At 64.4% G+C, this 24,113-nt stretch carries 21 protein-coding genes; 15 read left to right on the forward strand and 6 right to left on the reverse strand.

Going from position 1 to position 24,113, the window contains the following annotated elements; translation table 11 throughout:
- Window positions 1–114: 114 nt before the first annotated feature.
- From BRAD3257_RS14215 to BRAD3257_RS14240, 7 genes are all read left to right on the forward strand, one after another.
- Window positions 115–1,575 (forward strand): flavin-containing monooxygenase, encoded by a 1,461-nt coding sequence (locus tag BRAD3257_RS14215; protein ID WP_122402348.1) that lies wholly within the window; start codon window positions 115–117, stop codon window positions 1,573–1,575.
- 136 nt (window positions 1,576–1,711) lie between these two features.
- Window positions 1,712–2,374 carry a nucleotide-binding protein gene (locus BRAD3257_RS14220; protein WP_122406555.1) on the forward strand — a complete coding sequence of 221 codons (663 nt, stop codon included), beginning with the start codon at window positions 1,712–1,714 and terminating at the stop codon, window positions 2,372–2,374.
- Window positions 2,343–3,104 (forward strand): hypothetical protein, encoded by a 762-nt coding sequence (locus BRAD3257_RS14225; RefSeq protein WP_181956134.1) that lies wholly within the window; start codon window positions 2,343–2,345, stop codon window positions 3,102–3,104. Before BRAD3257_RS14220 ends, BRAD3257_RS14225 begins: the two co-directional genes overlap by 32 nt.
- A gap of 66 nt (window positions 3,105–3,170) precedes the next feature.
- Window positions 3,171–3,326 carry a hypothetical protein gene (locus BRAD3257_RS40285; protein WP_007612486.1) on the forward strand — a complete coding sequence of 52 codons (156 nt, stop codon included), beginning with the start codon at window positions 3,171–3,173 and terminating at the stop codon, window positions 3,324–3,326.
- A gap of 131 nt (window positions 3,327–3,457) precedes the next feature.
- Window positions 3,458–4,387, forward strand: a complete 930-nt coding sequence (locus BRAD3257_RS14230; RefSeq protein WP_122402349.1) for an aspartyl/asparaginyl beta-hydroxylase domain-containing protein — start codon at window positions 3,458–3,460, stop codon at window positions 4,385–4,387.
- Window positions 4,388–4,397: 10 nt separating this feature from the next.
- Entirely contained in the window at window positions 4,398–4,856 is a 459-nt protein-coding gene (locus BRAD3257_RS14235) for a YybH family protein (RefSeq protein ID WP_122402350.1), read from the forward strand.
- 165 nt (window positions 4,857–5,021) lie between these two features.
- Window positions 5,022–6,362, forward strand: a complete 1,341-nt coding sequence (locus tag BRAD3257_RS14240; RefSeq protein ID WP_122402351.1) for an MFS transporter — start codon at window positions 5,022–5,024, stop codon at window positions 6,360–6,362.
- Between the two features lie 63 nt (window positions 6,363–6,425).
- On the opposite strand, the gene BRAD3257_RS14245 is transcribed toward BRAD3257_RS14240, so the two are convergent.
- From BRAD3257_RS14245 to galE, 3 genes are all read right to left on the reverse strand, one after another.
- Window positions 6,426–7,127 (reverse strand): fumarylacetoacetate hydrolase family protein, encoded by a 702-nt coding sequence (locus BRAD3257_RS14245; protein ID WP_122402352.1) that lies wholly within the window; start codon window positions 7,125–7,127, stop codon window positions 6,426–6,428.
- Between the two features lie 37 nt (window positions 7,128–7,164).
- Entirely contained in the window at window positions 7,165–8,967 is a 1,803-nt protein-coding gene (locus tag BRAD3257_RS14250) for an ABC transporter ATP-binding protein (protein ID WP_122402353.1), read from the reverse strand.
- 118 nt (window positions 8,968–9,085) lie between these two features.
- The gene (gene galE / locus BRAD3257_RS14255; RefSeq protein WP_122402354.1) at window positions 9,086–10,099 is read right to left on the reverse strand and encodes a UDP-glucose 4-epimerase GalE; all 1,014 of its coding nucleotides are present in this window, start codon (window positions 10,097–10,099) and stop codon (window positions 9,086–9,088) included.
- A 126-nt stretch (window positions 10,100–10,225) separates the two neighbouring features.
- On the opposite strand from galE, the gene BRAD3257_RS14260 reads away from it, so the two are divergent.
- A complete protein-coding gene (locus BRAD3257_RS14260; RefSeq protein ID WP_122402355.1) occupies window positions 10,226–11,263 on the forward strand; it encodes a glycosyltransferase family 4 protein in 1,038 nt (345 codons plus the stop codon).
- Window positions 11,264–11,444: 181 nt separating this feature from the next.
- Here BRAD3257_RS14260 and waaF read toward each other — a convergent pair whose 3' ends face one another.
- Window positions 11,445–12,515 carry a lipopolysaccharide heptosyltransferase II gene (gene waaF, locus BRAD3257_RS14265; RefSeq protein ID WP_122402356.1) on the reverse strand — a complete coding sequence of 357 codons (1,071 nt, stop codon included), beginning with the start codon at window positions 12,513–12,515 and terminating at the stop codon, window positions 11,445–11,447.
- Window positions 12,516–12,688: 173 nt separating this feature from the next.
- Between waaF and rfaD the strand changes: the two genes are divergently transcribed.
- The 5 genes from rfaD (at window position 12,689) to BRAD3257_RS14290 (ending at window position 19,442) form a co-directional block, all read left to right on the forward strand.
- A complete protein-coding gene (gene rfaD / locus BRAD3257_RS14270) occupies window positions 12,689–13,669 on the forward strand; it encodes an ADP-glyceromanno-heptose 6-epimerase (RefSeq protein WP_122402357.1) in 981 nt (326 codons plus the stop codon).
- 13 nt (window positions 13,670–13,682) lie between these two features.
- Complete coding sequence (gene rfaE1, locus BRAD3257_RS14275) at window positions 13,683–15,167, forward strand: D-glycero-beta-D-manno-heptose-7-phosphate kinase (RefSeq protein ID WP_122406556.1); 1,485 nt, start codon at window positions 13,683–13,685, stop codon at window positions 15,165–15,167.
- Window positions 15,164–16,450, forward strand: a complete 1,287-nt coding sequence (locus tag BRAD3257_RS14280; protein ID WP_122402358.1) for an O-antigen ligase family protein — start codon at window positions 15,164–15,166, stop codon at window positions 16,448–16,450. The genes rfaE1 and BRAD3257_RS14280 overlap by 4 nt, the downstream gene beginning before the upstream one ends.
- A gap of 84 nt (window positions 16,451–16,534) precedes the next feature.
- Complete coding sequence (locus BRAD3257_RS14285; protein ID WP_129146168.1) at window positions 16,535–18,445, forward strand: SDR family NAD(P)-dependent oxidoreductase; 1,911 nt, start codon at window positions 16,535–16,537, stop codon at window positions 18,443–18,445.
- Between the two features lie 49 nt (window positions 18,446–18,494).
- A complete protein-coding gene (locus BRAD3257_RS14290; protein ID WP_122402360.1) occupies window positions 18,495–19,442 on the forward strand; it encodes an NAD-dependent epimerase/dehydratase family protein in 948 nt (315 codons plus the stop codon).
- Here the strand turns inward: BRAD3257_RS14290 and BRAD3257_RS14295 are convergent.
- Window positions 19,430–20,449, reverse strand: coding sequence for an MraY family glycosyltransferase (locus tag BRAD3257_RS14295; protein ID WP_122402361.1), 1,020 nt, complete (start codon window positions 20,447–20,449; stop codon window positions 19,430–19,432). The genes BRAD3257_RS14290 and BRAD3257_RS14295 overlap by 13 nt on opposite strands.
- Window positions 20,446–21,405, reverse strand: coding sequence for a lysylphosphatidylglycerol synthase transmembrane domain-containing protein (locus tag BRAD3257_RS14300; protein ID WP_122402362.1), 960 nt, complete (start codon window positions 21,403–21,405; stop codon window positions 20,446–20,448). Before BRAD3257_RS14300 ends, BRAD3257_RS14295 begins: the two co-directional genes overlap by 4 nt.
- Window positions 21,406–21,611: 206 nt before the next feature.
- Between BRAD3257_RS14300 and BRAD3257_RS14305 the strand changes: the two genes are divergently transcribed.
- Together BRAD3257_RS14305 and BRAD3257_RS14310 are read left to right on the forward strand one after the other, a co-directional pair.
- On the forward strand, window positions 21,612–22,601 hold the full coding sequence (locus tag BRAD3257_RS14305) for an NAD-dependent epimerase (protein WP_122402363.1): 990 nt from the start codon (window positions 21,612–21,614) through the stop codon (window positions 22,599–22,601).
- 7 nt (window positions 22,602–22,608) lie between these two features.
- The gene (locus BRAD3257_RS14310) at window positions 22,609–24,021 is read left to right on the forward strand and encodes a mannose-1-phosphate guanylyltransferase/mannose-6-phosphate isomerase (protein WP_162500199.1); all 1,413 of its coding nucleotides are present in this window, start codon (window positions 22,609–22,611) and stop codon (window positions 24,019–24,021) included.
- Window positions 24,022–24,113 lie beyond the last annotated feature (92 nt).

Here is a 24,113-nt window from a genome sequence, read left to right on the forward strand (position 1 = left end):
GCTGAACACTTGACCGGGCGATCCAGTACGCTGCGGCAGACGTGATAAGTCGCGGCGTCTCTGGAATACTGGATGCCCCGGTCAAGCCGGGGCATGACGACGGCGGGAGAGACGATGTCTCAAGAACATTTCGACATGCTGATCGTCGGTGCCGGCCTGTCCGGCATCGGCGCGGGCTATCATTTACAGACCAAATGCCCGGCCAAGAGCTACGTCATCCTGGAGGGACGGGACTGCATCGGCGGCACCTGGGACCTGTTCCGCTATCCCGGTATTCGCTCCGACAGCGACATGTTCACGCTGGGCTATTCCTTCAAGCCGTGGACCGACCCGAAGGCGATCGCCGACGGGCCGCAAATCCTGAACTATGTGCGCGAGACCGCGGTCGAGAACGGCATCGACAAGCACATCCGGTATCTTCATCGCGTCAAGCGCGCGGCGTGGTCGACACCAGACGCGCGCTGGACGGTGGAAGCTGAGCGCATCTCGGGCGAGGGCGCGACCGAGCTCGTGCGCTTCACTTGCAATTTCCTATTCATGTGCTCTGGCTATTATAAATACGAGGCGGGCTATACGCCGGAGTTCAAGGGCGTGGCGGATTTCGCCGGCCGCATTGTGCATCCGCAGAAATGGACCGAGGATATCGATTACGCGGGTAAGCGCGTCGTCGTGATCGGCTCGGGCGCCACAGCGGTGACGCTGGTGCCGGAGCTCGCCAAGAAGGCGGCGCAGGTCACCATGCTGCAGCGCTCGCCGACCTATGTGGTGTCGCGTCCGGCCCAGGATCCCGTTGCCAACAAATTGCGACGCAATCTCCCGACGCGCCTTGCTTATCATCTGATCCGCTGGCGCAACGTGATGTGGGGGATGTTCTTCTTCCAGCTCAGCCGGCGCCGACCTGCCAAGGTGAAGGACCTCATCCTCAAGGGCGTGAGAATCGCGCTGGGCCCCGACTACGATGTCGCCACCCATTTTACGCCGCGCTACAATCCCTGGGACCAGCGGCTCTGCCTCGTGCCGGACGGCGATCTGTTCAAGGCGATCCGCGAGCAGCGCGCCTCCGTCGTCACCGATGAGATCGACACGTTTACGCGCGCTGGCATCCGCCTGAAGAACGGCCGCGAGCTTGCCGCCGACATCATCGTGACGGCGACCGGGCTGGTGCTCCAGGTCGTCGGCGGCCTCGAGGTCAGCGTCGATGGCCGCGCCGTCGATTTCGCCAAAACGCTGACCTACAAGGGCATGATGTATGCCGACGTGCCGAACATGGCCTCTGCCTTCGGCTACACCAATGCGTCCTGGACCCTGAAATGCGATCTCACCTGCGAATATGTCTGCCGGCTCATCAACTATATGGACCGGCACAATTTCCGGCAATGCATGCCGCACAATGACGATCCAACCATCACCGCGCAGCCCTCGCTCGATTTCACCTCTGGCTACGTGCAGCGCTCGATCGCCAAGATGCCGAAGCAAGGCTCGAAGCGGCCGTGGCGGCTCTACCAAAATTACGCGCTCGACATCCTCTCCTTGCGCTTCGGCCGGATCGACGACGGCGTGATGAGGTATTCCTGATCTCCGTATATTGCCGGAGGAACCCGCCGATCGCTTGAGGCGAACGGCGACTTGAAGTAGTATTGCTGCGTCGCATGCAATTTACTTCCGACAGCGCCTGAGTTCCGCGTCGCTGGCATTGATGGGAGCGCGGGACGTGCACGTGCTTGCTCTGGTCACGCAAAAAGGCGGAAGCGGCAAGAGTACGCTGGCCGTTGGGCTTGCAGTGGCCGCTATGGAACGCGAAGAGCGCGTCGCTCTCATTGAGGCTGACGCGCAGGGCACCATTTCGAAATGGAAACAGCGTCGCGAGAATTGCTTTCCCCGTGTCGAGTGCGTTGCCGATCCGGCGGAGATCGAGCCGGCGCTTTCTCGGCTACGGGCCGAAGGGATTGGGCTCGCAATCATCGACACGGCCGCCACGAATAATGCCTTGGCGCTGCGCGCCATCACCAATGCCGACTTCTGTCTCATTCCGGCGCGTCCGAGCCCGGCCGATATCGAAGCTGCCATCCCTACGCTGTTGGCCATTCGCAGGGGTAACCGCCGGTTTGCCTTCATCCTCAATCAGACGCCCACACGGGGGTGCCGGCTGAGTGAAGCTGCCACTTCGCTCAACTCGCTGGGCGTGCTTGCGCTTCCCTTCATTGGACAGCGCAACGATCACCAGGACGCGCTCGGGGTAGGCTTGGGTGTCACGGAGTTTGCGCCGGACGGCAAAGCCTCGGACGAGATCGTTGGGCTGTGGCGGTGGATTTCGGAGCACATCTTCACGGAGTCGAATCATCATGGGCAAGGCGCAGTCGAGACAGCCTGCTGATGGCGCACGCGCCAGACGTCGGTCGCTGGTGGACCTGACTGCGGCGGCGAGCCGTAGCATCGACGAGAGCCTCTTGGAGATACCGCCCGATCCGGTCGCCGTCCCACGAGGCGATGAACTCCGGAGCGAGCGGGCAGCCAAGCGGCCTGCTCGAAAGACACCTGCGCGAAAGACACCTGCGCGAAAGGTGCCTGCAGAGACGACCGTTCCGGCGGCAACCGACAACGTCGCGACTTGCGCATCTACGAAGGTGGAGTTGGCTTCGACGCAATTCCAAAATGCCAGCAGCACCTCCGCTCTTGCCGTGGAGATCGCCAAAGAGATGCAGACGCGGGCCCTCGAGACAATGAAGCTGGGCGTGCATGTGTTCGAATATACGAAGGATATTGCCAGCCCGGAAAGCGACGTCCTGGACGGAGCTGCAGCCGAGTGTCACGCTGTCGTGCTCGAATTGATGAAAGTGAATGCAGGCGCTACCCTGCAGTATACGCGCGAGTTGAGCCGCGTGAGAACGCTCTCGCAGTGGGTCGAGTTGTCGAGCTCGCATGCGCGAAAGCAGTGTGAGTTGGTGCAACAGCAGGCCGAACTGCTAAGATCATTGACACGCAATGGAGAACGTCCGGCGCCGAATAGCCGCATCGGAATCAGGATAGTAGTACGTCCCGCACGCGCGAATGTTTCTTGCGTATTCGGCCGCCCGTCTGAATCAGCCATCCCGCCCGACGGTTAACGCCGGATTAACGGATGAGTCCTAGCCTCTCCCGGCCGGGTTACTCGCAAGGCCGAGGTGAGCCCAATGGAAGCCCAGAGAATCGCGGTCGACGCCGTCGTCGCGCTGACCGATTGTGACCGCGACGCCGTCATCGCCTTCATCCGCCGTCTCTACCTCGCCGGCGTCACCGACCCCAAACGTCTGACCTTCAAGGGGCTCCAGGCGCTATCACGGGCCTGATTCGGGCGGTTTCGGCCCAAGTTCCATCCCCTTGCTCTCTCGCGCGTGATTGCAACCCATCGGTGATATCTTGCCGGTGCGGCCCGGCCGGGCTACACGACACCCCGGCTGGGTCACTCGGGATTGGGGAAATGCTGAAACAGCTTTTTGCGCCGCAACTTGTCATTCTTTATGTGCTTGCGGCGTCGACGATCTACGTTCATTTCCGCGGCAAGCAGCGGCTGCGCTTCGCGCGCCAGCTCGGCGACCATTCGACCTATCTCGCGCCCTACAACGTCCTGATGTATGCCGGCTCGGCGGTGCCCAACAAGCCGGTGATCTCGGTCGATCAGTTTCCCGAGCTGAAGCCCCTGAGTGAGAACTGGGAGACCATCCGCGACGAGGCCGTGCGCCTGTTCGACGAGGGCTTCATCCGCGCCGCCGCCAAGAACAACGACTGGGGCTTCTATTCCTTCTTCAAGAGCGGCTGGAAGCGGTTTTACCTGAAATGGTACGACGACTTCCTGCCCTCGGCGCGCACGCTGTGCCCGAAGACGGTGGAGCTGCTCAATTCGATCCCCAGCGTGCATGGCGCGATGTTCGCGATGCTGCCGCCGGGCGGCAAGCTCGGCGCGCACCGCGATCCCTTCGCGGGCTCGCTGCGCTATCACCTCGGCCTGGTCACGCCGAACTCGAACAAGTGCCGCATCCTCGTGGACGGTGTCGAATGCGTCTGGCGCGACGGCGAGGCCTTCATGTTCGACGAGACCTTCATCCACAGCGCGGAGAATGCGACCGACGTCAACCGCATCATCCTGTTCTGCGACGTCGAGCGTCCGATGAAGTTCGGCTTCATGACCGCGATCAACCGCTGGGTCAGCCATCACATCGTCAAGGCGTCTGCGACGCAGAACGTCGACGGCGAGAATGTCGGCGTGCTCAATAAGGTGTTCGGCAAGCTCTACGAGATCCATCTCGCCAGCCGCAAGGTCAAGGAGTGGAACCGCAACGTCTACTACACGCTCAAATACTCGCTGACGGCGCTGATCCTCGGGCTGATCGTGCTGTCGGCGCTGCGGTGAAGGGTCCGCGATGGCGCCCTTGCCGATTGCTAACGCGGAGATCACGCAGTTCTTCCGCCAGTGGCTGGAAATCTTCGCGGGCTATGTCCGCGAGGTCGACTACGCCTCGGCGAGGCCGCTCTTCCATCCGGATGTGCTCGCCTTCGGCACGCATAACGATGTCATCCCCGGCCTCGATCAATGGGTCTCGACGCAATGGGACAACGTCTGGCCCAAGACAAGTGACTTCCGTTTCGTCCTCGATCAAACCTCTGTTCTGGCATCACCAGACGGAGCGATGGCGACCGTGATCGCGCCGTGGACGAGCACCGGCTATCACCCTGATGGCAGCGCGTTTTCGCGGCCGGGCCGGGCGACGATGGTGTTTGCAAGAAACGGCGATGGATGGCTGTGCGTGCATTCGCACATGTCGCTCAATCGCGGCGTGCCGCAGGCAAGCCACGCCAATCGGCCGGTGAAGGCCTGGTAGAGCTAGGCACCCCGGCAGCGGGCGCGGCCGGCTTTGTAGGCCAACTAAAGTTCTAGGTTCTCGTTCCAGCTCGGCGGGGAACCCTTGGAACCCAAGCTCGTTTGTTCCTCAGCAAACAACCGGTGAAAACGCGCAACCGGGGGGCTGTTCGAGGGAAACGCTCCCATGGCAACACTCGACCTTGATGCCACCCGACTTACTGCATCCGAGCATCAGCGCCAGCTTCGTCGCGCGGTCATCGCGTCCACGGTAGGGACCGCGATCGAATGGTATGATTTCTTCCTCTACAGCACCGTCACGGGGCTGGTTTTCGCAAAGCTGTTCTTTCCAAAGTCCGACCCCTGGGTTGGCACGCTGGAGGCGTTCGCGATCTACGCAGTCGGCTTCGTCGCGCGACCCATTGGCGCAGCAATCTTTGGCCATTATGGCGACCGCATTGGGCGCAAATCCACGCTGATTGCGACGCTGCTCTTGATGGGACTAGCGACCGCCGCGGTGGCCATAGTCCCGACCTATGCGAGCATCGGCATCTGGGGTGCCGTGATCCTGACCGTGCTGCGATTCATTCAGGGCGTCGGCGTCGGCGGCGAGTGGGGCGGCTCCGTGCTGATGTCGATGGAATGGGCCCGCAACGACCGATCGCGAGGATTGATCGCCTCATGGCCGCAATTCGGCGTGCCCTGTGGCCTATTCCTCGCCAACCTCGCCGTGCTGGCGTTCAGCCAGATGGCGGGCGATCAGTTCCTGGCGTGGGGCTGGCGCATTCCGTTCGCGCTCAGCATCATCCTGGTCGGCGTCGGCCTCTATATCCGGCTCGGCATTCTCGAAACGCCTGTGTTCTCAAAGCTCGTGGCCGAACGACAGGTCGACCGCACCCCGATGCTGACCGTGATCCGGGAGTATCCGAAGGAGATTCTGCTCTCGGCCTTCGCGCGGATGTCGGAGCAGGCGCCGTTCTACATCTTCACCGCCTTCGTCTTCTCCTACGGCATCGGTACCCTGCACGTTTCGCGCGACTTCCTGCTGACTGCGGTGCTCTCGGCTTCGGTGCTGTCGTTCGTCTCGATCCCGTTGTGCGGACATATCTCCGATCAGATCGGCCGCAAGAACATGTATATGATCGGCGCTGCCGTGACGGGCATCTTCGGCTTCATCTATTTCGCGATGCTCAACACCGGATCGTCAGTCATCATCTTCCTCGCGATCATCCTGTCGCTGATCCCGCACGACATGCAGTACGGCCCGCAGGCCGCCTTGATTGCCGAGAGCTTTACCGGACGCTTGCGCTACAGCGGCTCCTCACTCGGCTATCAACTTGCATCCGTGATCGCCGGCGGCCCGGCGCCGCTGATCGCAACATGGCTGTTCGGCACGTTCCACTCGGCGACCCCGATCGCGATCTACATCGCGATCTGCGCTGTCATGACGCTGGCCGCGACCGCGATGATGACCGATTACACCGGGAAGGACATCAACGCGGCGGGCGCGCATCAGCGGCGAGCTTGAGGCCGCAAAAAAGCCCCGGGCGCGACGTCCGGGGCTTCGCCTTTCTGTGATCTCGAGCTCAGCCTATTCCGGCTGGCCGATCGCGACCTTCAGCGTGCCGACGCCGTCGACGCCGCATTCGAGCTTGTCGCCCACCTGGAGCTGCGACACGCCGGCCGGGGTGCCCGTCATGATGATGTCGCCGGCGGCGAGCTTCACCTGCTGCGAGAGCTGCCAGATGATCTCGGGCACGTTCCAGATCAGCTCGGTGAGATCGCCCTTCTGGGCTTCCTTGCCGTTGACCGTCAGCCAGATCTTGCCCTTGGCGGGATGGCCGATCTTGGAGGCCGGCTGAATCGCGGAGCAGGGCGCCGAATAATCGAACGACTTGCCGATCTCCCAGGGACGCTCCTTCTTGCGCGAGGCGATCTGGAGGTCGCGGCGGGTGAGGTCGATGCCGACGGCGTAGCCGTAGACGTGATCGAGTGCCTTCTCGGCCGGGATGTTGAGCCCGCCGCTCTTCATCGCGACAATCAGCTCGACCTCGTGATGCAAATCCTTGGTCAGCGGCGGATAGGGGATGGTGGCGCCGTCCGGCACCAGCATGTCGGCATGCTTGGCGAAGAAGAACGGCGGCGCGCGCTCGTCATTGCCCATCTCACGGATGTGCTCGAGATAGTTGCGGCCGACGCACCAGATGCGGCGCACCGGATAACGACCGCTCTCGCCGACGACGGGAAGCGAAGCCTGGGGCGGAAGCGGGATGACGTAGGAGGCGGCGTTCATGAAGCGGTCTCGCGGCTCTTGAGGTTGATAAGGAACTCTATGCGGTTGCGCTGATCGGCGCCAGTGCGCCGGCGTCCCGATGTTGCAGCCGGAAGAACGAGGCGTAGCGGCCGCCGCGGCGGAGCAGCTCGTCATGGCGGCCCTGCTCGACGATCTCGCCGCCCTCGACCACCAGGATGTTGTCTGCGTGCATGATGGTGTGCAGGCGGTGCGCGATCACGATGGTGGTGCGGTTCCGGCAGAGATGTTCGATCGCCTCCTGCACCTGCCGCTCGGATTCGGAATCGAGCGCGGCGGTGGCTTCGTCCAAGAGGATGATCGGCGCGTTCTTGAGTAGCGCTCGCGCGACCGCAATGCGCTGGCGCTGGCCGCCGGAGAGCTGCGTGCCGTGCTCGCCGACGGGCGTGTCGTAGCCGAGCGGAAAGCCCATGATGAAATCATGCGCGCAGGCCGCCTTTGCCGCCTCGATGATCTCGTCCTCGCTGGCGCCCGGCTTGCCGAAGGCGATGTTGCTCCGGATGGTGTCGCGGAACAGGTAGACGTCCTGGCCGACATAGGCGGTCTGCGCGCGCAGCGATTTGCGCGAGACCGAGGCGATCGACTGGCCGTCGATCACGATGTCGCCCTGCGTCACCTCGTAGAAGCGCAAAAGCAGCGCCAGCACGGTCGACTTGCCGCCGCCGGAGGGGCCGACCAGCGCAGTCACCTTGCCCGGCTCGGCAATGAAGCTCATGCGGTTGAGCACGGTCTCGCCCGAACGATAGGCGAAGCTGACGTCGCGCAGCTCGATCCGCGCGTCGGAGAGCTTCAGCGCCGGCTTGTCGTCGTCGGACTGCTCGCTCGCGGGGCTGTCGACGACCTCGAGCAGCATGCGCGCGCCGACCAACTGGCTATTAAGGTCGATATTGAGTCGCGCCAGCCGCTTGGCGGGCTCGGTTGCCATCAGGAAGGCGGTCATGAAGGAGAAGAACGCGCCCGGAGTGGCGTTGAGCGCGACCACGGCGTAGCCGCCATACATCAGGCAGCCGGCGACGGCGAAGCCGCCGAGCATTTCCATCAGCGGGTTGGAGCGGTTGGCGACGCGGGCCATTTTGTTGGCATTGCGCTCGACGATCGCGATGTTCTCGTCGATGCGCTTCTGCATGGTCTCTTCAAGTGTGAAGGCCTTGACGGTGCGGATGCCCTGCAGCGATTCCTGCATCGTCTCCATGATGTCGGCGGTGCCGGTGAACTGGTTGAAGGCGAGGCCCTTGATGCGCTTGACCAGCTTGCGCAGCACCAGCATCGCCGGCGGCACCGCGACAAGCCCGATGAACGACATCAGCGGGTCCTGCCACACCATCACGCCGATCATGGCGAGCAGCATCAAGAGATCGCGCCCGATGGCATTGACCAGCATATTCAGCACGTCGGTGATCGATTTGGCGCCGGCGGTCAGCCGCGCCAGGAACTCGGACGAATGCCGCTCGGAGAAGAAGCCGACGCTTTCGCGCATCAGTTTTGCGAACAGCTGGCGCTGGTTGGTGGCGAGGATCGCGTTGCTGATCTTGGTTAGGATCACCATGTGGCCGTAGGTTGCCACGCCCTTGATGAAGAGCAGGAGCACCGTGATCCCTGAGAACATCGCGATGCCCGGGATGTTCTTGTCTACATAGGCCTGGTTGATGACCTGGCCGAGCACATAGGTCGCGCATGCGGTCGCGCCGGCGGCCAGCGCCATCAGCGCGAAGGCAACGAGATAGCGCCGCCAGTAGGCGATCCCCTGTTCCATGATCAGGCGGCGAATCAAGACCGCTGCCGCGTAGGGATCGTCGGTGATTTTCTTTGGAAACTGGGCCATCCGGTGTCCATTGACCGCGCAGGACAAAGCCTGCCCGCGCGTCAGGGATCGATGGGCCTCTGTGCCCGCTCAAGCCGGGTTTTTCAAGCCCAATTGAGGGCTTGCGCTTGGGACGATTCTAGGCCGAGGCGGCGTGGCGGAGCTCGCCGTGGCGCTCGCGGAACAGCTTGTCCTCCCAGGCCAGCGCATGGGCTGCGATCGTCTCGAGGTCGTCGTATTGCGGCCGCCAGTCGAGCAGGCTGCGGATGCGGCCGGTGTCGGCGACCATGGTCATGATGTCACCGGGCCGGCGTGGGGCGTATTGCACGGCGAAGCTGCGGCCCGAAACCCGGCGCACCGCGTCGATGGTCTCCAACACCGAATAGCCGCGGCCATAGCCGCAATTCAGCGTCGTCGAGGCGCCGCCGTTGCGCAAATAGGCCAGCGCGGAGCGATGGGCCTGCGACAGGTCCGTGACGTGGATGAAGTCGCGGATGCAGCTGCCGTCGGGGGTTGGATAGTCGGTGCCGAACACGTCGATCTTGGCGCGCTGGCCGGTGGCGGCTTCCACCGCGATCTTGAGCAGGTGCGTGGCGCCGACCGTGGCAAGGCCGATGCGCGCCTGCGGATCGGCGCCGGCGACATTGAAGTAACGCAACGTCACGTATTGCATGCCGTAGGCGGCGGCGACGTCGTGCAGCATGATCTCGGTCATCAGCTTCGACGAGCCGTAGGGCGACAGCGGCCGCGTCGGCGCGTGCTCGGGCACCGGCATCTGGTCCGGATTGCCGTAGACGGCGGCGGTCGAGGAAAAGATGAAGCGGCCAATGCCGCGCTTGACCGCCACGTTGAGCAGGTTGCGCGCGGTCGTGAAATTGTTGCGGTAGTAGCCGAGCGGATCACGCATCGAATCCGGCACGACAACCGAGCCTGCGAAATGGATGATGCTCTCGATGTCGTGCTGGGCGATAACGCCTTCGAGCAGGTTTTCATCACCGGCATCGCCGATGAACAGCGGAACGCCTTCGGGCAAGTAAGCGGAGAATCCGGTGGAGAGATCGTCGATCACGACGACGTCCTCGCCGGCTTCCGCCAGCGCCAGGACCGTATGACTTCCGATGTAGCCGGCGCCGCCGGTGACTAGCACAGTCATGATCTCACCCGTCTTCGATCAACGCGCAAGGCTAGCGCTTGCGTGGTGAAGAGGGGGTATCGGCGGACCTGAACTGGTCACTATGCTTAATGTTGCGTATAGGGACTTTCCGAAACGGAGTGTGACGTGGCGAATTTCCCCGGCGATCTGGAAGTGATCGTGCCAAATCTGCACAGGCGTTATTCCGGGGTCACCGCGACCAACCGGATGGTGGCGCCGCGCCTGGCAAGGCTGTTTCGCGCCGCATGGTTCGGCTCGGACGCGCCGGAGGGGATCGCGCGGCTGAGCGTTGCCGATTTCCTGAAGCTGTGGGGCCGCAAGCGACCCGTGATCTGGCATGCACGCCGCAACAACGAGATGATCGCCGGTGTCGTGCTGCGCGCGCTCGGCTGGCCGCTGAGGCTCGTGTTCACCTCCGCGGCCCAGCGGCATCACAGCTGGATCACGCGCTGGCTGATCCGGCGCATGGACGCGATCATCGCGACGTCAGATCTCTCGGCCTCGTTCCTGAAGGTGAAGGCGACGGTGATCCCGCACGGCGTCGACACCGACGTCTATGCGCCGCCGGCCGATCGCGCTGCTGCCTTTGCCGAAAGCGGCCTGCCGGGCCGCTACGCCATCGGCTGCTTCGGCCGCGTGCGGGCGCAGAAGGGCACCGACGTGTTCGTCGATGCGATGTGCCGCTTGCTGCCGCGCTATCCCGATTTCACCGCCGTCATCGTCGGGCAGGTCACACCCGAGCAGACGGCCTTCGCGAACGACCTGAAGAAGCGCATCGAAGCTGCGGGCCTGCAATCGCGCATCGTCATCACCGGCGAATTGCCGATCGAAGCGGTGCAGCGCTGGTATCAGCGGCTGACGATCTACGCCTTCACCTCACGCAACGAAGGCTTCGGCCTGACGCTGATCGAGGCGATGGCGGCGGGGAGCGCGCTGGTCGCCGCACGCGCCGGCGCGGCCGAGCTCGTGGTGGAGGATGGGGTGAGCGGCGTGCTGATCCCGACGGGAGATGCCGACGCACTGGTCGCCGCGCTCCAGCCACTGATGCGCGATGTGGCTGCTGCGACGGCCATGGGCGCGCGCGGGCGCGCGCGGGTGCTCGAACGATTCAGCCTCGATGCCGAGGCGGCGCGCATCGGCGCGGTCTATCGGCCGCTGCTCTGAGCACAGCTCTCGGGGCTGCGAAGCAAAAACTGCGAAAACAACCCCATGCACAGTAGCCGGGGCCAGCAAAATCAAGAACTTGGCTGACAGTCAGATCGATTGCGGTTTTTTCGAACAGGCGCTTTGACTCGTCGGGCAAAACAGTGGCAGGATGCCATCATCGGCGCGAGCCCCGATCGTCTCAGGTCGTAACCTTCGCCCCCGCCTCACCCAGCACCCTCTGCGCAATCCCCACCACCTCGCTCGCTGCGATATCCCGCATGCAGCGGTGGTCGTTCATCTTGCAGATCGTGCTCTGGCAGGGCTGGCAGGCGAGCGCGCTCTTGTCCTGCACCACCGTTGCCGCGAGGCCGTTCAGCGGGGCCCAGAGGTAGGGGCTGGTCGGGCCGAAGATGCCCATGGTGGGCGTGCCGAGCGCGGCGGCGATGTGCATCAGGCCGGAATCGTTGGAGATCGCAACGCCCGCCGCCGCCATGGCGAGGACGCCGTTGCGCAGATCGTTGCCGGTGAGGTCCCGCACCTTGGGGCCGCCCGCGGCGACGATCTCCTGGGCAAGGCTCTTTTCGGCGGGGCCGCCGACCACCCAGACCTCGAGCCCGCGCTCGACCAGCAGGCGGGCGGCCTCGGGATAGTAGGTCCAGCGCTTTGAGACGCCGACCGAGCCTGGGGCGAGCGCCACCGCGGCGCCGGCGCTGAGGCCATTGGCCTGGCGCCAGCGGACGATCTCTTCAGCCGGGACGCGCAGTTGCGGCACCGGCCATTCCGCCGGCAAGGGGGTGCCGTCGGGCTGGGCGAGGGCGGCGTTCTTGTCGATGAAGCGGGGCAGCTTCTTCTCGCCCCAGCGCCACCGATTGATCAGCCCGAAGCGGAACTCGCCGACGAAGCCGACTCGTTCGGGGATGCCGGCCAGCGCCGGCGCGATAGCCGCCTTCCAGGTCCGGGGCAGCACCAGGGCGGTGCCGTAGTTCCGCTTTCGAAGCAGTTTTGCCAGACCGAACTGCCGGCCCACGGCCAGCCGGCTGCGCGGAAGGTCCCAGACGATCCCCTGCCGGACGCCTGGCATGTAATCGATCAGCGGCGCGCACAGGGATGTGGTCAGCAGATCGACCGGCCGGTTCGGCCACCGCTCCTTCAGGACCCGCACCACGGTGTGATTCCGGACGAAGTCGCCGATCCACATGTAGGGAATGATCAGGATCGGGCGCGTATCGTCCCGATCTGCATGTCCGCTAAGTTGCGAATCTCTGTTCATTCGTTAACACGTCCGAAGGCGAGCTGATGTGGCGGTTCGGTTAGCCGCTCCGGGGCGGGACGTAAAGCAGGCAGAGCGCGAGTGCAAAAGCGGCTGCCCAAAATGCTTACACTTTGGCGGATGATGCGCTACGGCAGGGTCGGACCTTAAGAAAAATCGGGCAGGTAGGTGGAATGTTGCTGGTGACCGGCGGGGCCGGTTTTATCGGATCGAATGTCGTGGCCGCGCTGAACGAGGCCGGTCGCAGCGACGTCGTGGTCTGCGACCTGCTCGGCACCGAGGGCAAGTGGCGCAACCTGGCCAAGCGGCAGCTTGTGGATATCGTTCCCCCGGCCGAGCTGGAGGGCTGGCTGAAGGGCCGCAAGTTGGAGGCCATGATCCATCTCGGGGCGATTTCCGCGACCACCGCGATCGACGGCGACCTCGTCATCGAGACCAACTTCCGCCTGTCGATGCGTCTTCTGGACTGGTGCACGATGAACGCGGTGCCGTTCATCTACGCGTCCTCGGCGGCGACCTATGGCGACGGCACGGCAGGCTTCGACGACGACGCGTCGCTGCCGGCGTTGAAGAAATTGCGGCCGATGAATCTCTACGGCTGGAGCAAGCACCTGTTCGATCTCGCCGTCGCCGAGCGCGTCGCGCGCGGCGATCGGCTGCCGCCGCAATGGGCCGGCCTGAAATTCTTCAACGTGTTCGGCCCGAACGAGTATCACAAGGGCTCGATGATGAGCGTGCTGGCGCGGCGCTTCGACGACGTCAGGGCGGGCCGCGTCGTGCAGCTGTTCAAGTCGCATCGCGAGGGCATCGCGGACGGCGACCAGCGCCGCGATTTCATCTATGTCGACGACGTGGTGCGCGTCGTCCTGTGGCTGCTCGCGACGCCGTCGGTGTCCGGCCTGTTCAACGTCGGCACCGGCAAGGCGCGCAGCTTCAAGGACCTCATGCTGGCTGCCTATGCGGCGCTCGGCACCAGGTCCAACATCGAATACATCGACATGCCCGAGCAGATTCGCGACAGCTACCAGTATTTCACCCAGAGCGAGGTCGATCGTCTGCTCCGCGCCGGCTATAACGGCGGCTTCACGATGCTCGAGGACGCGGTGAAGGCCTATGTCGGGGATTATCTCGACCGGCCCGATCGCTTTCGTTGAGGCCCTTCAGACCATGCCGACGCCCATTCTCGATTTCGATGCCCTCGCGCAAGCCATCTCAGGCCGCACGGTGCTGTGCATCGGCGACATCATGCTGGATGAGTTCGTCTATGGCGAGGTGTCGCGGATCTCGCCGGAAGCGCCGGCGCCCGTGATCGCCGCCCAGCGCAGCGAGATCCACGTCGGTGGCGCCGGCAACGTCGCGCGCAACGTCGCTTCGCTCGGCGCGCGCTGTATCTTCGTCGGCCTCGTCGGCGAAGACGATGCGGGCAAGCGGCTCAAGGCGGCGATCGATGATCAAGCCGGCATCGAAAGCGTACTGGTGTGCGACCCCTCGCGGCCGACCACGCGCAAAGTCCGTTTCGTCTCCGAGCATTTTTCGACGCACATGCTGCGCGCGGATTGGGAGCAGGCGCTGCCTGCGTCCGATGACGTCGAAACGAAATTGATCGACGCCATCCTGCCGCAGATCGCGCGCGCCGATATCGTGCTGCTGTCGGATTACGCCAAGGGCGTGCTGACGGCGCGCGTGATCCGCCACACCATCGATGCCGCGCGAAAGCTCGGTAAGCGCGTGATCGTCGATCCCAAGAGCCTGAATTGGGCGATCTATCGCGGCGCTACGCTGCTCACCCCCAACCGCAGGGAATTTTCGGAAGCGACCCGCAGCCGCGCCGAGACGGTGCAGAGCATCGTCGAGGCCAGCGAGGATGTGATGCGGCTCGCCGATTGCGACGCGATCCTGGTGACGCAGGGCGAGCACGGCATGACGCTGGTGCCGCGGCAGGGCGGGGCCGTTCACGTTCCGGCTTTCCCGGTGAAGGTGCGCGACGTCTCCGGCGCAGGTGACACCGTCGCCGCTGCGCTTGCGGTGTCGCTTGCGGCCGGCGCGGACTGGGACACGGCGCTGCGCGTGGCAAATGCCGCCGCCGCCGTCGCCGTCGGCAAGCAGGGCACCGCCAGCGTGAGCGCGGCCGAGCTGCGACGAAAGATCCTGCCGCATGCCACTCTCGCGGCGGAGGAGAAGATCGTGCTCGATCCGGCCGCGCTCGATGCGCAGCTCGCCGAATGGAGGAGGCAAGGGCAGCGCGTCGGCTTCACCAATGGCTGTTTCGACATCCTCCATCCCGGTCACGTCAAGGTGCTGACGGCGGCGCGTGCCGCCTGTGATCGGCTGATCGTGGGGCTCAACAGCGACGCTTCGGTGCGGCGGCTGAAGGGCGCCGATCGTCCGGTGCAGGACGAGCGCGCGCGTGCCGAGGTGCTCGCCGCGCTGGAAGCCGTCGATCTCGTCGTCATCTTCGCGGAAGACACGCCGATCGACCTGATCACCAGGATCAAGCCCGGCGTGCTGGTGAAGGGCGGCGACTACACCCGCGAGCAGGTTGTCGGCCACGAGGTGGTCGAAGCCGCGGGCGGAACGGTCGTGCTGGTCGACATTCTCCAGGGCTTCAGCACGACGGCGCTGGTTCATCGCGCGCGGGGAGGGGACAAGTGACGGTACTCGCCCGGGAGACCCCCGGCCATATGTTGCGGCGACGCCTGCGCAGTCCGACGGCCTGGCGCGACACAGTCGATCTGTTTGCGATCCTGACCGCGGCCTCGCTGCCCTGGTCGACGTCGCTTGCGGGAATCTTCAACGCGCTGATGCTGCTCTGCGTGGTGCCGTTCCTCGACTTCGGCGCCTTCCTGCAATCGCTGAAGCGTCCGATCTGTGCGGCGCCGATCGCGCTGGTGCTGCTCGCGCTGGTTGGGACGCTGTGGTCGGATGCGGCCTGGGGCGCGCGCTTCTATGCGGTCAATCCGACCGTCAAGCTGCTCGTGCTGCCCGTCCTGCTCTATCATTTCGAGCGTTCGCCGCGCAGCCAGTGGGTCTTCGTAGCCTTCCTGGTGTCCTGCGCCCTGTTGTCGGTGATGTCCTGGCTGGTTGCCTTCTATCCGAACCTCGCGCTCAAGACCGACCCCATGGAGCGCGGCATTTTCGTCAAGAACTACATCGACCAGAGCCAGGAATTCGCCCTCTGCGCCGTCGCGCTCGCCTATCCGATCGTGATGCTGCTGCGCGAGAAGAGCTACTGGTTCGCCGGGCTGCTGACGGCACTGGCGCTGACCTTCTTCATCAACATGGCGTTCGTGGTGGTTTCACGCACCGCGCTCGTCACCATTCCGATCATGTTCGGCGTGTTCGCGCTGCTTCACCTCAGATGGCGCAGTATCGCGCTCATCTCCGCCGCGTTGCTCGTCGGCGCCGTTCTCGCCTGGCAGGCCTCGCCGTATTTGCGCCATACCGCCGAGAGGTTTTCCGACGACTACACGCGCTACATGGAAAAGGGCGAACCGACCTCGGCGGGCCTGCGGCTCGAATTCTGGCGCAAGTCGCTCGGCTTCTTCGCGGAGGCGCCGATCAAAGGGCACGGCACCGGCTCGACCCGCGGATTGTTCGAACGCGTCGCGACGCCCGCCGGTCAGTACCAGGCATCTGCCGAGGTGATCGGCAACCCGCATAATCAGACGCTGAACGTTGCCGTGCAATGGGGCGTGATCGGCATCGCCATTCTCTACGCGATCTGGATATTGCATCTGCGCTTGTTTCGCGGCGACGGGCTTGCCAACTGGATCGGGCTCCTGGTCGTGGTGCAGAACGTCTTCACCTCGCTGTTCAATTCCCATCTGTTCGACTTCCATGAGGGCTGGATGTACGTCATCGGGGTCGGCGTCGCCGGCGGCATGGTGATCCGAGCACAACAGGTCGAGGCGAAGATGAGGGAAGCCGGTTCCTGAGCGGTCGCGCGGCTGGCAAGTCTTGTCCAGATGAGCTATCAGCGCGGTCAGGTTGCATCTAACTGGGTTTTCATCGGTCGGCGGATGACGCGTCTTTCGCATCTCACCTCGCGCAATTTCCTGATTGCGCTCCACGACCTGCTGGCGACCACGGCAGCGCTTTTTGCCGCCTTCTATCTGCGCTTCGAGGGCGGCGAAGGGTTCTTCGAACGCTTGCCGCTGCTGTTCCAGATCCTGCCCTATTTCCTCGCCTTCAGCGTGGTCGTGTTCTTCGTCCTGAACCTGACCACGACGAAATGGCGCTTCATCTCACTGCCGGACGCGCTGAACATCATTCGCGCGGCGACCGTGCTGACGGTCGGCCTGCTCGTGCTCGACTATATCTTCGTCGCCCCCAATGTCCGTGGCGCTTTCTTCCTCGGCAAGGTGACGATCGTCCTCTATTGGTTCCTGGAGATCTCGTTCCTCAGCGCGCTGCGCATGGCGTATCGCTATTTCCGCTATACGCGGGTGCGGCGTCATGCGCGGACCGATGGCGCCGCGCCGTCGCTGCTGATCGGCCGCACCGCGGATGCGGAGGTGCTGCTGCGCGGGATCGAGAGTGGGGCGATCAAGCGGATCTGGCCGGTCGGCATATTGTCGCCCTCGCGCGCCGATCTGGGCCAACTCATCCGCAACGTGCCGGTGCTGGGCGGCATCGATGACATCGAAGACGTCATTACCGATTTTGCCAAGCGCAACAAGGCGATCGCCCGTATCGTGATGACACCGTCGGCGTTCGAGCCGGAAGCCCATCCGGAATCGATCCTGATGCGGGCACGCAAGCTAGGTGTGATCGTGAGCCGCATGCCCTCGCTGGAGAGCGGCGAGGTGCCGCGGCTCACCGCGGTTGCCGTCGAGGACCTCCTGTTGCGGCCGAGCGAGAAGATCGACTATGCGCGCCTGGAAGCGCTGATCAAGGGCAAGGCTGTGATCGTCACCGGGGGCGGCGGCTCGATCGGATCCGAGATCTGCGAGCGCGTCGTTGCCTTTGGCGCGGCGCGTCTGCTGATCTTGGAGAATTCCGAGCCGGCGCTCTACGCAGTCACGGAGACGCTCGCTGCGCGCGCCTCCGTCGCCACCATCGAAGGGCGGATCGCCGACATCCGCGACCGCGAGCGCATCACGCGCCTGATGGCCGAATTCAGGCCGGACATCGTGTTCCATGCCGCGGCTCTCAAGCACGTGCCCATCCTCGAGCGTGACTGGAGCGAGGGGGTCAAGACCAACATCTTCGGCTCCATCAACGTCGCCGATGCGGCGCTTGCCGCCGGCGCGGAAGCGATGGTGATGATCTCGACCGACAAGGCGATCGAGCCCGTATCGATGCTCGGTCTGACCAAGCGCTTCGCCGAGATGTATTGCCAGGCGCTCGACCACGATCTTGCGGCCAGCGGAGGCGTCAAGCCGCCGATGCGGCTCATCTCGGTCCGCTTCGGCAACGTGCTGGCCTCGAACGGCTCGGTCGTGCCGAAGTTCAAGGCCCAGATCGAGGCCGGCGGCCCCGTCACCGTCACCCATCCCGAAATGGTCCGTTACTTCATGACCATCCGCGAGGCTTGCGATCTCGTCATCACGGCGGCGACGCACGCGCTCGGACCGGCGCGGCCGGATGTCTCGGTCTACGTGCTCAACATGGGACAGCCGGTGAAGATCGTCGATCTCGCCGAGCGCATGATCCGCCTCTCCGGTCTCGAGCCCGGCTACGACATCGAGATCGTGTTCACCGGCATGCGGCCGGGCGAACGCCTGCACGAGATCCTGTTCGCGTCGGAGGAACCGACCCGCGAGATCGGCGTCGCCGGGATCATGGCCGCGCAGCCGAACGAACCGCCGATGCAGACGCTGCGCAAATGGATCGCGGCGCTGGAGCAGGCGATCGCGCGCGACGACCGCACGACCATCAGAACCATCCTGAAGGATGCCGTTCCCGAATTCGGGTCGACCGCGGCGTGATCGTGCCGATCGACGGATTGTTGCGCAAAGCTCTTGTGTCGGAGCAACAATGAGCGAGACAAAGCCGGTCGCGCTGGTGACGGGAGCGAGTGGCTTCATCGGCCGTCATGTCGTGTGCGCGCTGACACGCGAGGGCTGGTCGATTCGCCGCACCGTGCGCCGCCCGGAAGGCACGGACGGAGAGGTCGTGATCGCGTCGGTCGGCCCGGAGACCGACTGGCAGGCCGCGCTTGAAGGCGTTGACGCCGTCATCCATCTCGCCGCGCGCGTGCATCACAAGAACGACGAGGGCGCGGTCGAGCTCTACCGCAACGTCAATGTCGAGGGCACACTGCGTCTGGCGCGCTGCGCAGCCGTCGCCGGCGTGCGCCATTTCATCTTCATCAGCACCGTTCTGGTGCATGGCCGCAGCAATGACGGTCGTGCGCCGTTTCGCGAGTGCGATGTCCCGACCCCGCGCGGCCTGTACGCCACGTCCAAGGCGGCGGCCGAAGCGGGCTTGAGTGCGCTGGCGCACGACAGCGACATGAGAATCTCGGTGATCAGGCCGCCGCTGATCTATGGTGCGGGCGCCAAGGGAAATTTTGCGCTGCTGATGCGTGCGGTCAGGCGGGGGCTGCCGCTGCCGTTTGGCGCGATCCGCAATCGCCGCAACTTTCTTTCCGTGCAGAACCTGTCGTCGTTCATCCTGCACCGGCTCGGCCATTCCGACCCCGCGAGCAAGTTCGAGATCTTCCTGCTGGCCGACCGGGAGCAGGTCTCGACGCCTGAATTCGTCAGGTGCCTGGCGAGAGCTGCCGGCAAGAGCGCCCGGCTGTTCGGCATACCGCCAAGCCTGCTCAGCGCGGTTCTCCGCGTGACGGGGCGCCAGGATATGCATGACGGCCTGATCGGCTCGCTCGAGCTCGACATCTCGAAGGCGATCGCAACCGGCTGGCAGCCGCAGGTCACCCTCGAGGAGGGATTGCGCCTGGCGGTGCCGGATCAGCAGCGCTGAGGCCGGGAGAAGCGGCGCAGCACGAATGCGACCGCGAGCGCGCCGGCAACGACTGCGAACGTGGTGATCGCCGGCGCGGCGGCACGGATGGTGAGGATGGCGAGCCCTACCAGGACGAGGTTGAGCAGGAAGACCTCACAGATCACCTGCCGCACCGTGAAGCCATTGTCAGTGGCGCGCTGGTAGAAATGCGTGCGGTGCGCCGACCAGAACGGCTCGCGCCGCGCGATGCGTCGAAATAGCGTGATGGTGGAATCGGCGAGGTAATAGGCCGGCAGCAGCAGCGCCGCGGCCGTCTGTCCGCGAAACGCGAGCTCCAGCAGGCACCAGCCGAGCAAGAGGCCGATCGGCAGGCTGCCGACATCGCCCAGGAAGACTTTTGCGACGGGACGGTTGAACGGCGCAAAGCCGAGCGTGGCGCCGCACAGCGCGGCGGCGATCAGCACGGCCGGCCATGAGAGATCCCCGAGCATTCCCAGCAGCAGCAGCGCGGCGGTGACCGGCACGACTTCCGCCACCGTCATCAGGTCGAGCCCGTCCATGAAGTTGACGAGGTTCACGAACCAGACGCCGGCAAGGACGATGAGGCCGCGCTCCAGCGGAAGCGGCAGCGCCGGCGCGATGCGCGCGGTCTCGGGCGCGGTGAACACCACTGCGCCGACGCAGGCAGCCTGCAGCACCAGCCGCACCAGCACCGGCAGCGATACGATGTCGTCGGCGAAGCCGACCAATGCGATCACGACCGTCGCGGCGACGAGCGCCGGCGGGATCGCGACATTGGTCGTGGCCCCCCAGAGCGAGGCGACGATCAGCGTCGCGGCGATCACGGCGATGCCCGCTCCCTGCGGGGTCGGGATGCGATGCGAGGACCGCGCGTTCGGCCGGGCCAGCGCGTAGCGCTGGAGCAGGGGGCGGCTGGTCCAGGTGACGAGCGCCGAGATCAGCGCGGCGAGCGCAACGGCAAGCAGCACGAGCGCGCCGGTGGGCGCATCGGCGGCCGAGCTCACTCCGGCACTCCGATCGGGGCCGATCCTTGCGCGGCTTTCTCCGCGCTGAGGATCCAGACGAGGCCGCCGAATGCGCCGACAATGAAGAACACGGCGCCGAACAGCAGCGAGACGTTGACACCTTCATTGGCGGCAAGCCCGGCGAAGCCGAACGCAAGGCCCATCGTGGCCTCGCGCACGCCCCAGCCGGCGATCGAGATCGGCATCATCGTGATCAGCATCACCGGCGGCACGAGCAGAAAGACGTCGCTGAAGCGAACCGGGGCCGCAATCGACTGCACGACGCACCAGGCGATGACGACGGCGAGCACGTGGACGAGGATCGACAGGATTGCGATGATCGGCCCGCGTGTACGGCTGAAGATGACGCGATTGGCGATCACGGCACAGGCGTGAATGTGATGGGTCCCCCACCAGGTCTTCAGCCAGCGCCATTTCAGCGCGCCGAAGATCAGGAAGCCGACACCGCCGGCGAGCGCGAGGAGATCGACGAGCAGCAGCGCGGAGCGCCCGTGTGGATCGGTGATGAGGGTGTAGCTCCAGGGCAGGCTTGCGACGATCACGATCGCGAGCGCGATGAGGCCGATCGCGCGGTCGACGAAGATCGAGTAGGTCGCCGCACGCCAGCCGGCGCCGGCGCGCGCGACCAGCCACAGCCGGACCGCGTCGCCGCCGATCGCCGACGGCAGCGTCTGGTTGAAGAACGAGCCGATCACGTTGTAGCGCATGGCGCGGCCGAGCTCGAGCGGCGCGCTGCAGACGGCGCTGACCTCGCGCCAGCGCAGCGCGCCGATGAAGATCTGCAGGAACGTGACCGCGATCGCGATGCCGATCCAGAACAGGCTGGTCACGGTGAAGCGCGAAAACAGTTCGGACAGGTCGATCTTGCGCAGCGCCAGATAGAGCAGCGCCGCGGAGATCAGGATTTTGGCCGTCGACAACAGGATTCGGCGCATCTCGCCCGCATGGACAGGGTTTGCGAAGATTTGAGGCAACCCGACGCGAGGCGCCGAATTCGGCCGCTTTGGTATGGTTTTGGCGCCGATCTTGCAATAGCCGTCGTTAAGGACGCCACGAGGAGTCCTCGTCAGGAGCGGCGAGCCTATTGCGACCCCGTCAACGTGGCGGCTAAACAGGGTCGGCACGGATCCTAGGGAACAGGATGACAGATCAGGCGATTTTGGTTACCGGCGCGGCCGGCTTCATCGGCTTTCATGTCGCCCGGCAGCTCCTGGGCGAAGGCCGCGCCGTCGTCGGGCTCGACAATCTCAACAGCTATTACGATCCGGCGCTGAAAAAAGCGCGCCTTGCGCTGCTCAGGGACGCACCCGGCTTCTCCTTCGTCGAGGCCGACCTCGCCGACCGCGAGACGATGACGGCGCTGTTTGCGCAACATCGTTTTGCCAAAGTCGTGCATCTCGCGGCGCAAGCGGGTGTGCGCTACTCGATCGAGCAGCCGCAGACTTACGTCGATTCCAATCTCGTGGGCTTTCTCAACGTGCTGGAGGGCTGCCGCAACAACGACTGTCGTCATCTCGTCTACGCCTCGTCATCCTCCGTTTACGGAGCCAACACAAAACTGCCATTTGCGGTCGCGGACCGTACCGATCATCCCGTGAGCTTCTATGCAGCGACGAAGAAGGCGAACGAGGTGATGGCGCAGTCCTACAGCCATCTCTATCGCCTGCCGGTCACGGGGCTGCGCTTCTTTACCATTTACGGGCCGTGGGGCCGGCCCGACATGGCCATGTTTCTGTTCGTGAACGCCATCATGGCCGGCAAGCCCATCCGGCTCTTTAACCATGGAAAGATGCGCCGGGACTTCACCTATATCGATGACGTGACCCGTGTCGTATCCAAGCTGATCGATCTCGTGCCTGCGGACGATCCGCTTGCCGCAAATGCGCCGTTTAAGCTCTACAATGTCGGCAATCACCATCCGGAGGAACTGATGCACGTCGTCGGTCTTCTGGAGCGGGAGCTGGGCCGGACGGCGATCAAAGAATTGCTGCCGATGCAGCCGGGAGATGTGCTGGAAACGTTCGCGGATGTCGAGGATTTGATGCGCGACACCGGCTTTGCACCGTCAACGCCGATCGAGCATGGGGTCCATAATTTCGTCACCTGGTATCGGGACTACTTCAAGGTTTGAGATCACGATGGACAAACGCATAATCCCCCTGATCATGTGCGGCGGTGCCGGCACGCGGCTGTGGCCCGCTTCGCGCGAGGTGCGGCCCAAGCAATTCCTGCCGCTGTTCGGCACACGCTCGACCTTCCAGGACACGCTGCTGCGCGTGTCCGATCCCTCGCTGTTCGATCGTCCTGTTGTCATCACCAATGCGGCCTACCGCTTCATGGTGCTGGAACAGCTCGCCGAGATCGGCATCGAGGCCGACGTGATCCTCGAGCCGATGCGGCGCGATTCCGGCCCCGCGATCGCCGCCGGCGCGGTGTTCGCGCAGAACCGCGCCAGTGAAGCGATCGTGCTCGCGCTCGCCGCCGACCACGTGGTGCAGGACAATGCCGCCTTCGTCGCGGCGTGCCGCGAAGGCCTCACGGCTGCGAGCGCCGGTCGCATCGTCACCTTCGGCGTCAAGCCGGAGCGGCCGGCGACCGAATACGGCTACATCAATCCGGGCGAGGCGATCTCCGGCGAGGTGCATGCGGTGGCGCGCTTCGTCGAGAAGCCGGACGCGGTGAAGGCATCCGATTACGTCAATTCCGGCTATCTCTGGAACAGCGGCAACTTCATGTTCCCGGCCGCTGTGCTGCTCGACGAATATCGCAGGGTCGATGCGGCAAGCGTCGAGGCCGTCACCGGCGCCGTCAACAATGCCGGCCGCGATCTCGGCTTCGTCACGCTGGAGCCCGAAGCGTTCGGCGCGGCGAAGGCGATCTCGATCGACTATGCGGTGATGGAAAAGACCTCGCGCGCCGCCATGGTGCCGGTATCGTGCGGCTGGTCCGACGTCGGCTCCTGGCACGCGGTGTGGGAGCTCTCGGAGAAGGACGCGCTGGGCAATGCGGCGCACGGCACCGCCGTGTTCGAGGATTCCCGCAACTGCAACGTCACCACCGATTCCGCGCTGGTCGCGCTCGAAGGCGTCGACGATCTCGTCGTGGTCGCGACCGCGGACGCGGTTCTGGTCTCGCGCCAGAAGGATGCCAACGGACTGAAGCGTCTGGTGGCGAAGCTGAAGGCGGTTGCGCCGAAGGTGACCGAGGAGCATCTGAAGGTGCACCGGCCCTGGGGCAGCTATCAGTCCGTCGACAATGGCGAGCGCCACCAGGTCAAGCGCATCGTGGTGAAGCCGGGCGGACGGCTGTCGCTGCAGAAGCATCACCATCGCGCCGAGCATTGGATCGTGGTGCGCGGCACGGCCCAGGTCACCGTCGACGAAACCGTCAAGACGGTGCATGAGAACGAGTCGATCTACATCCCGATGGGCGCGGTCCACCGGATGGAGAATCCCGGCAAGATCCAGCTGGAACTGATCGAGGTCCAGACCGGCTCTTATCTCGGGGAAGACGACATCATCCGGATTGAAGACGACTATCAAAGGTCGTAACCAGCAAACTCCGAATCACGCGACCCGGGCCGAGAAGCGGTATCTTTTTCGGCTTAAGGCCCGGGGAACGTGTAACTTTTTGAATCAAATCG

Source organism: Bradyrhizobium vignae, from assembly GCF_900324035.1.
GTDB classification, from domain to species: Bacteria; Pseudomonadota; Alphaproteobacteria; order Rhizobiales; family Xanthobacteraceae; genus Bradyrhizobium; species Bradyrhizobium vignae.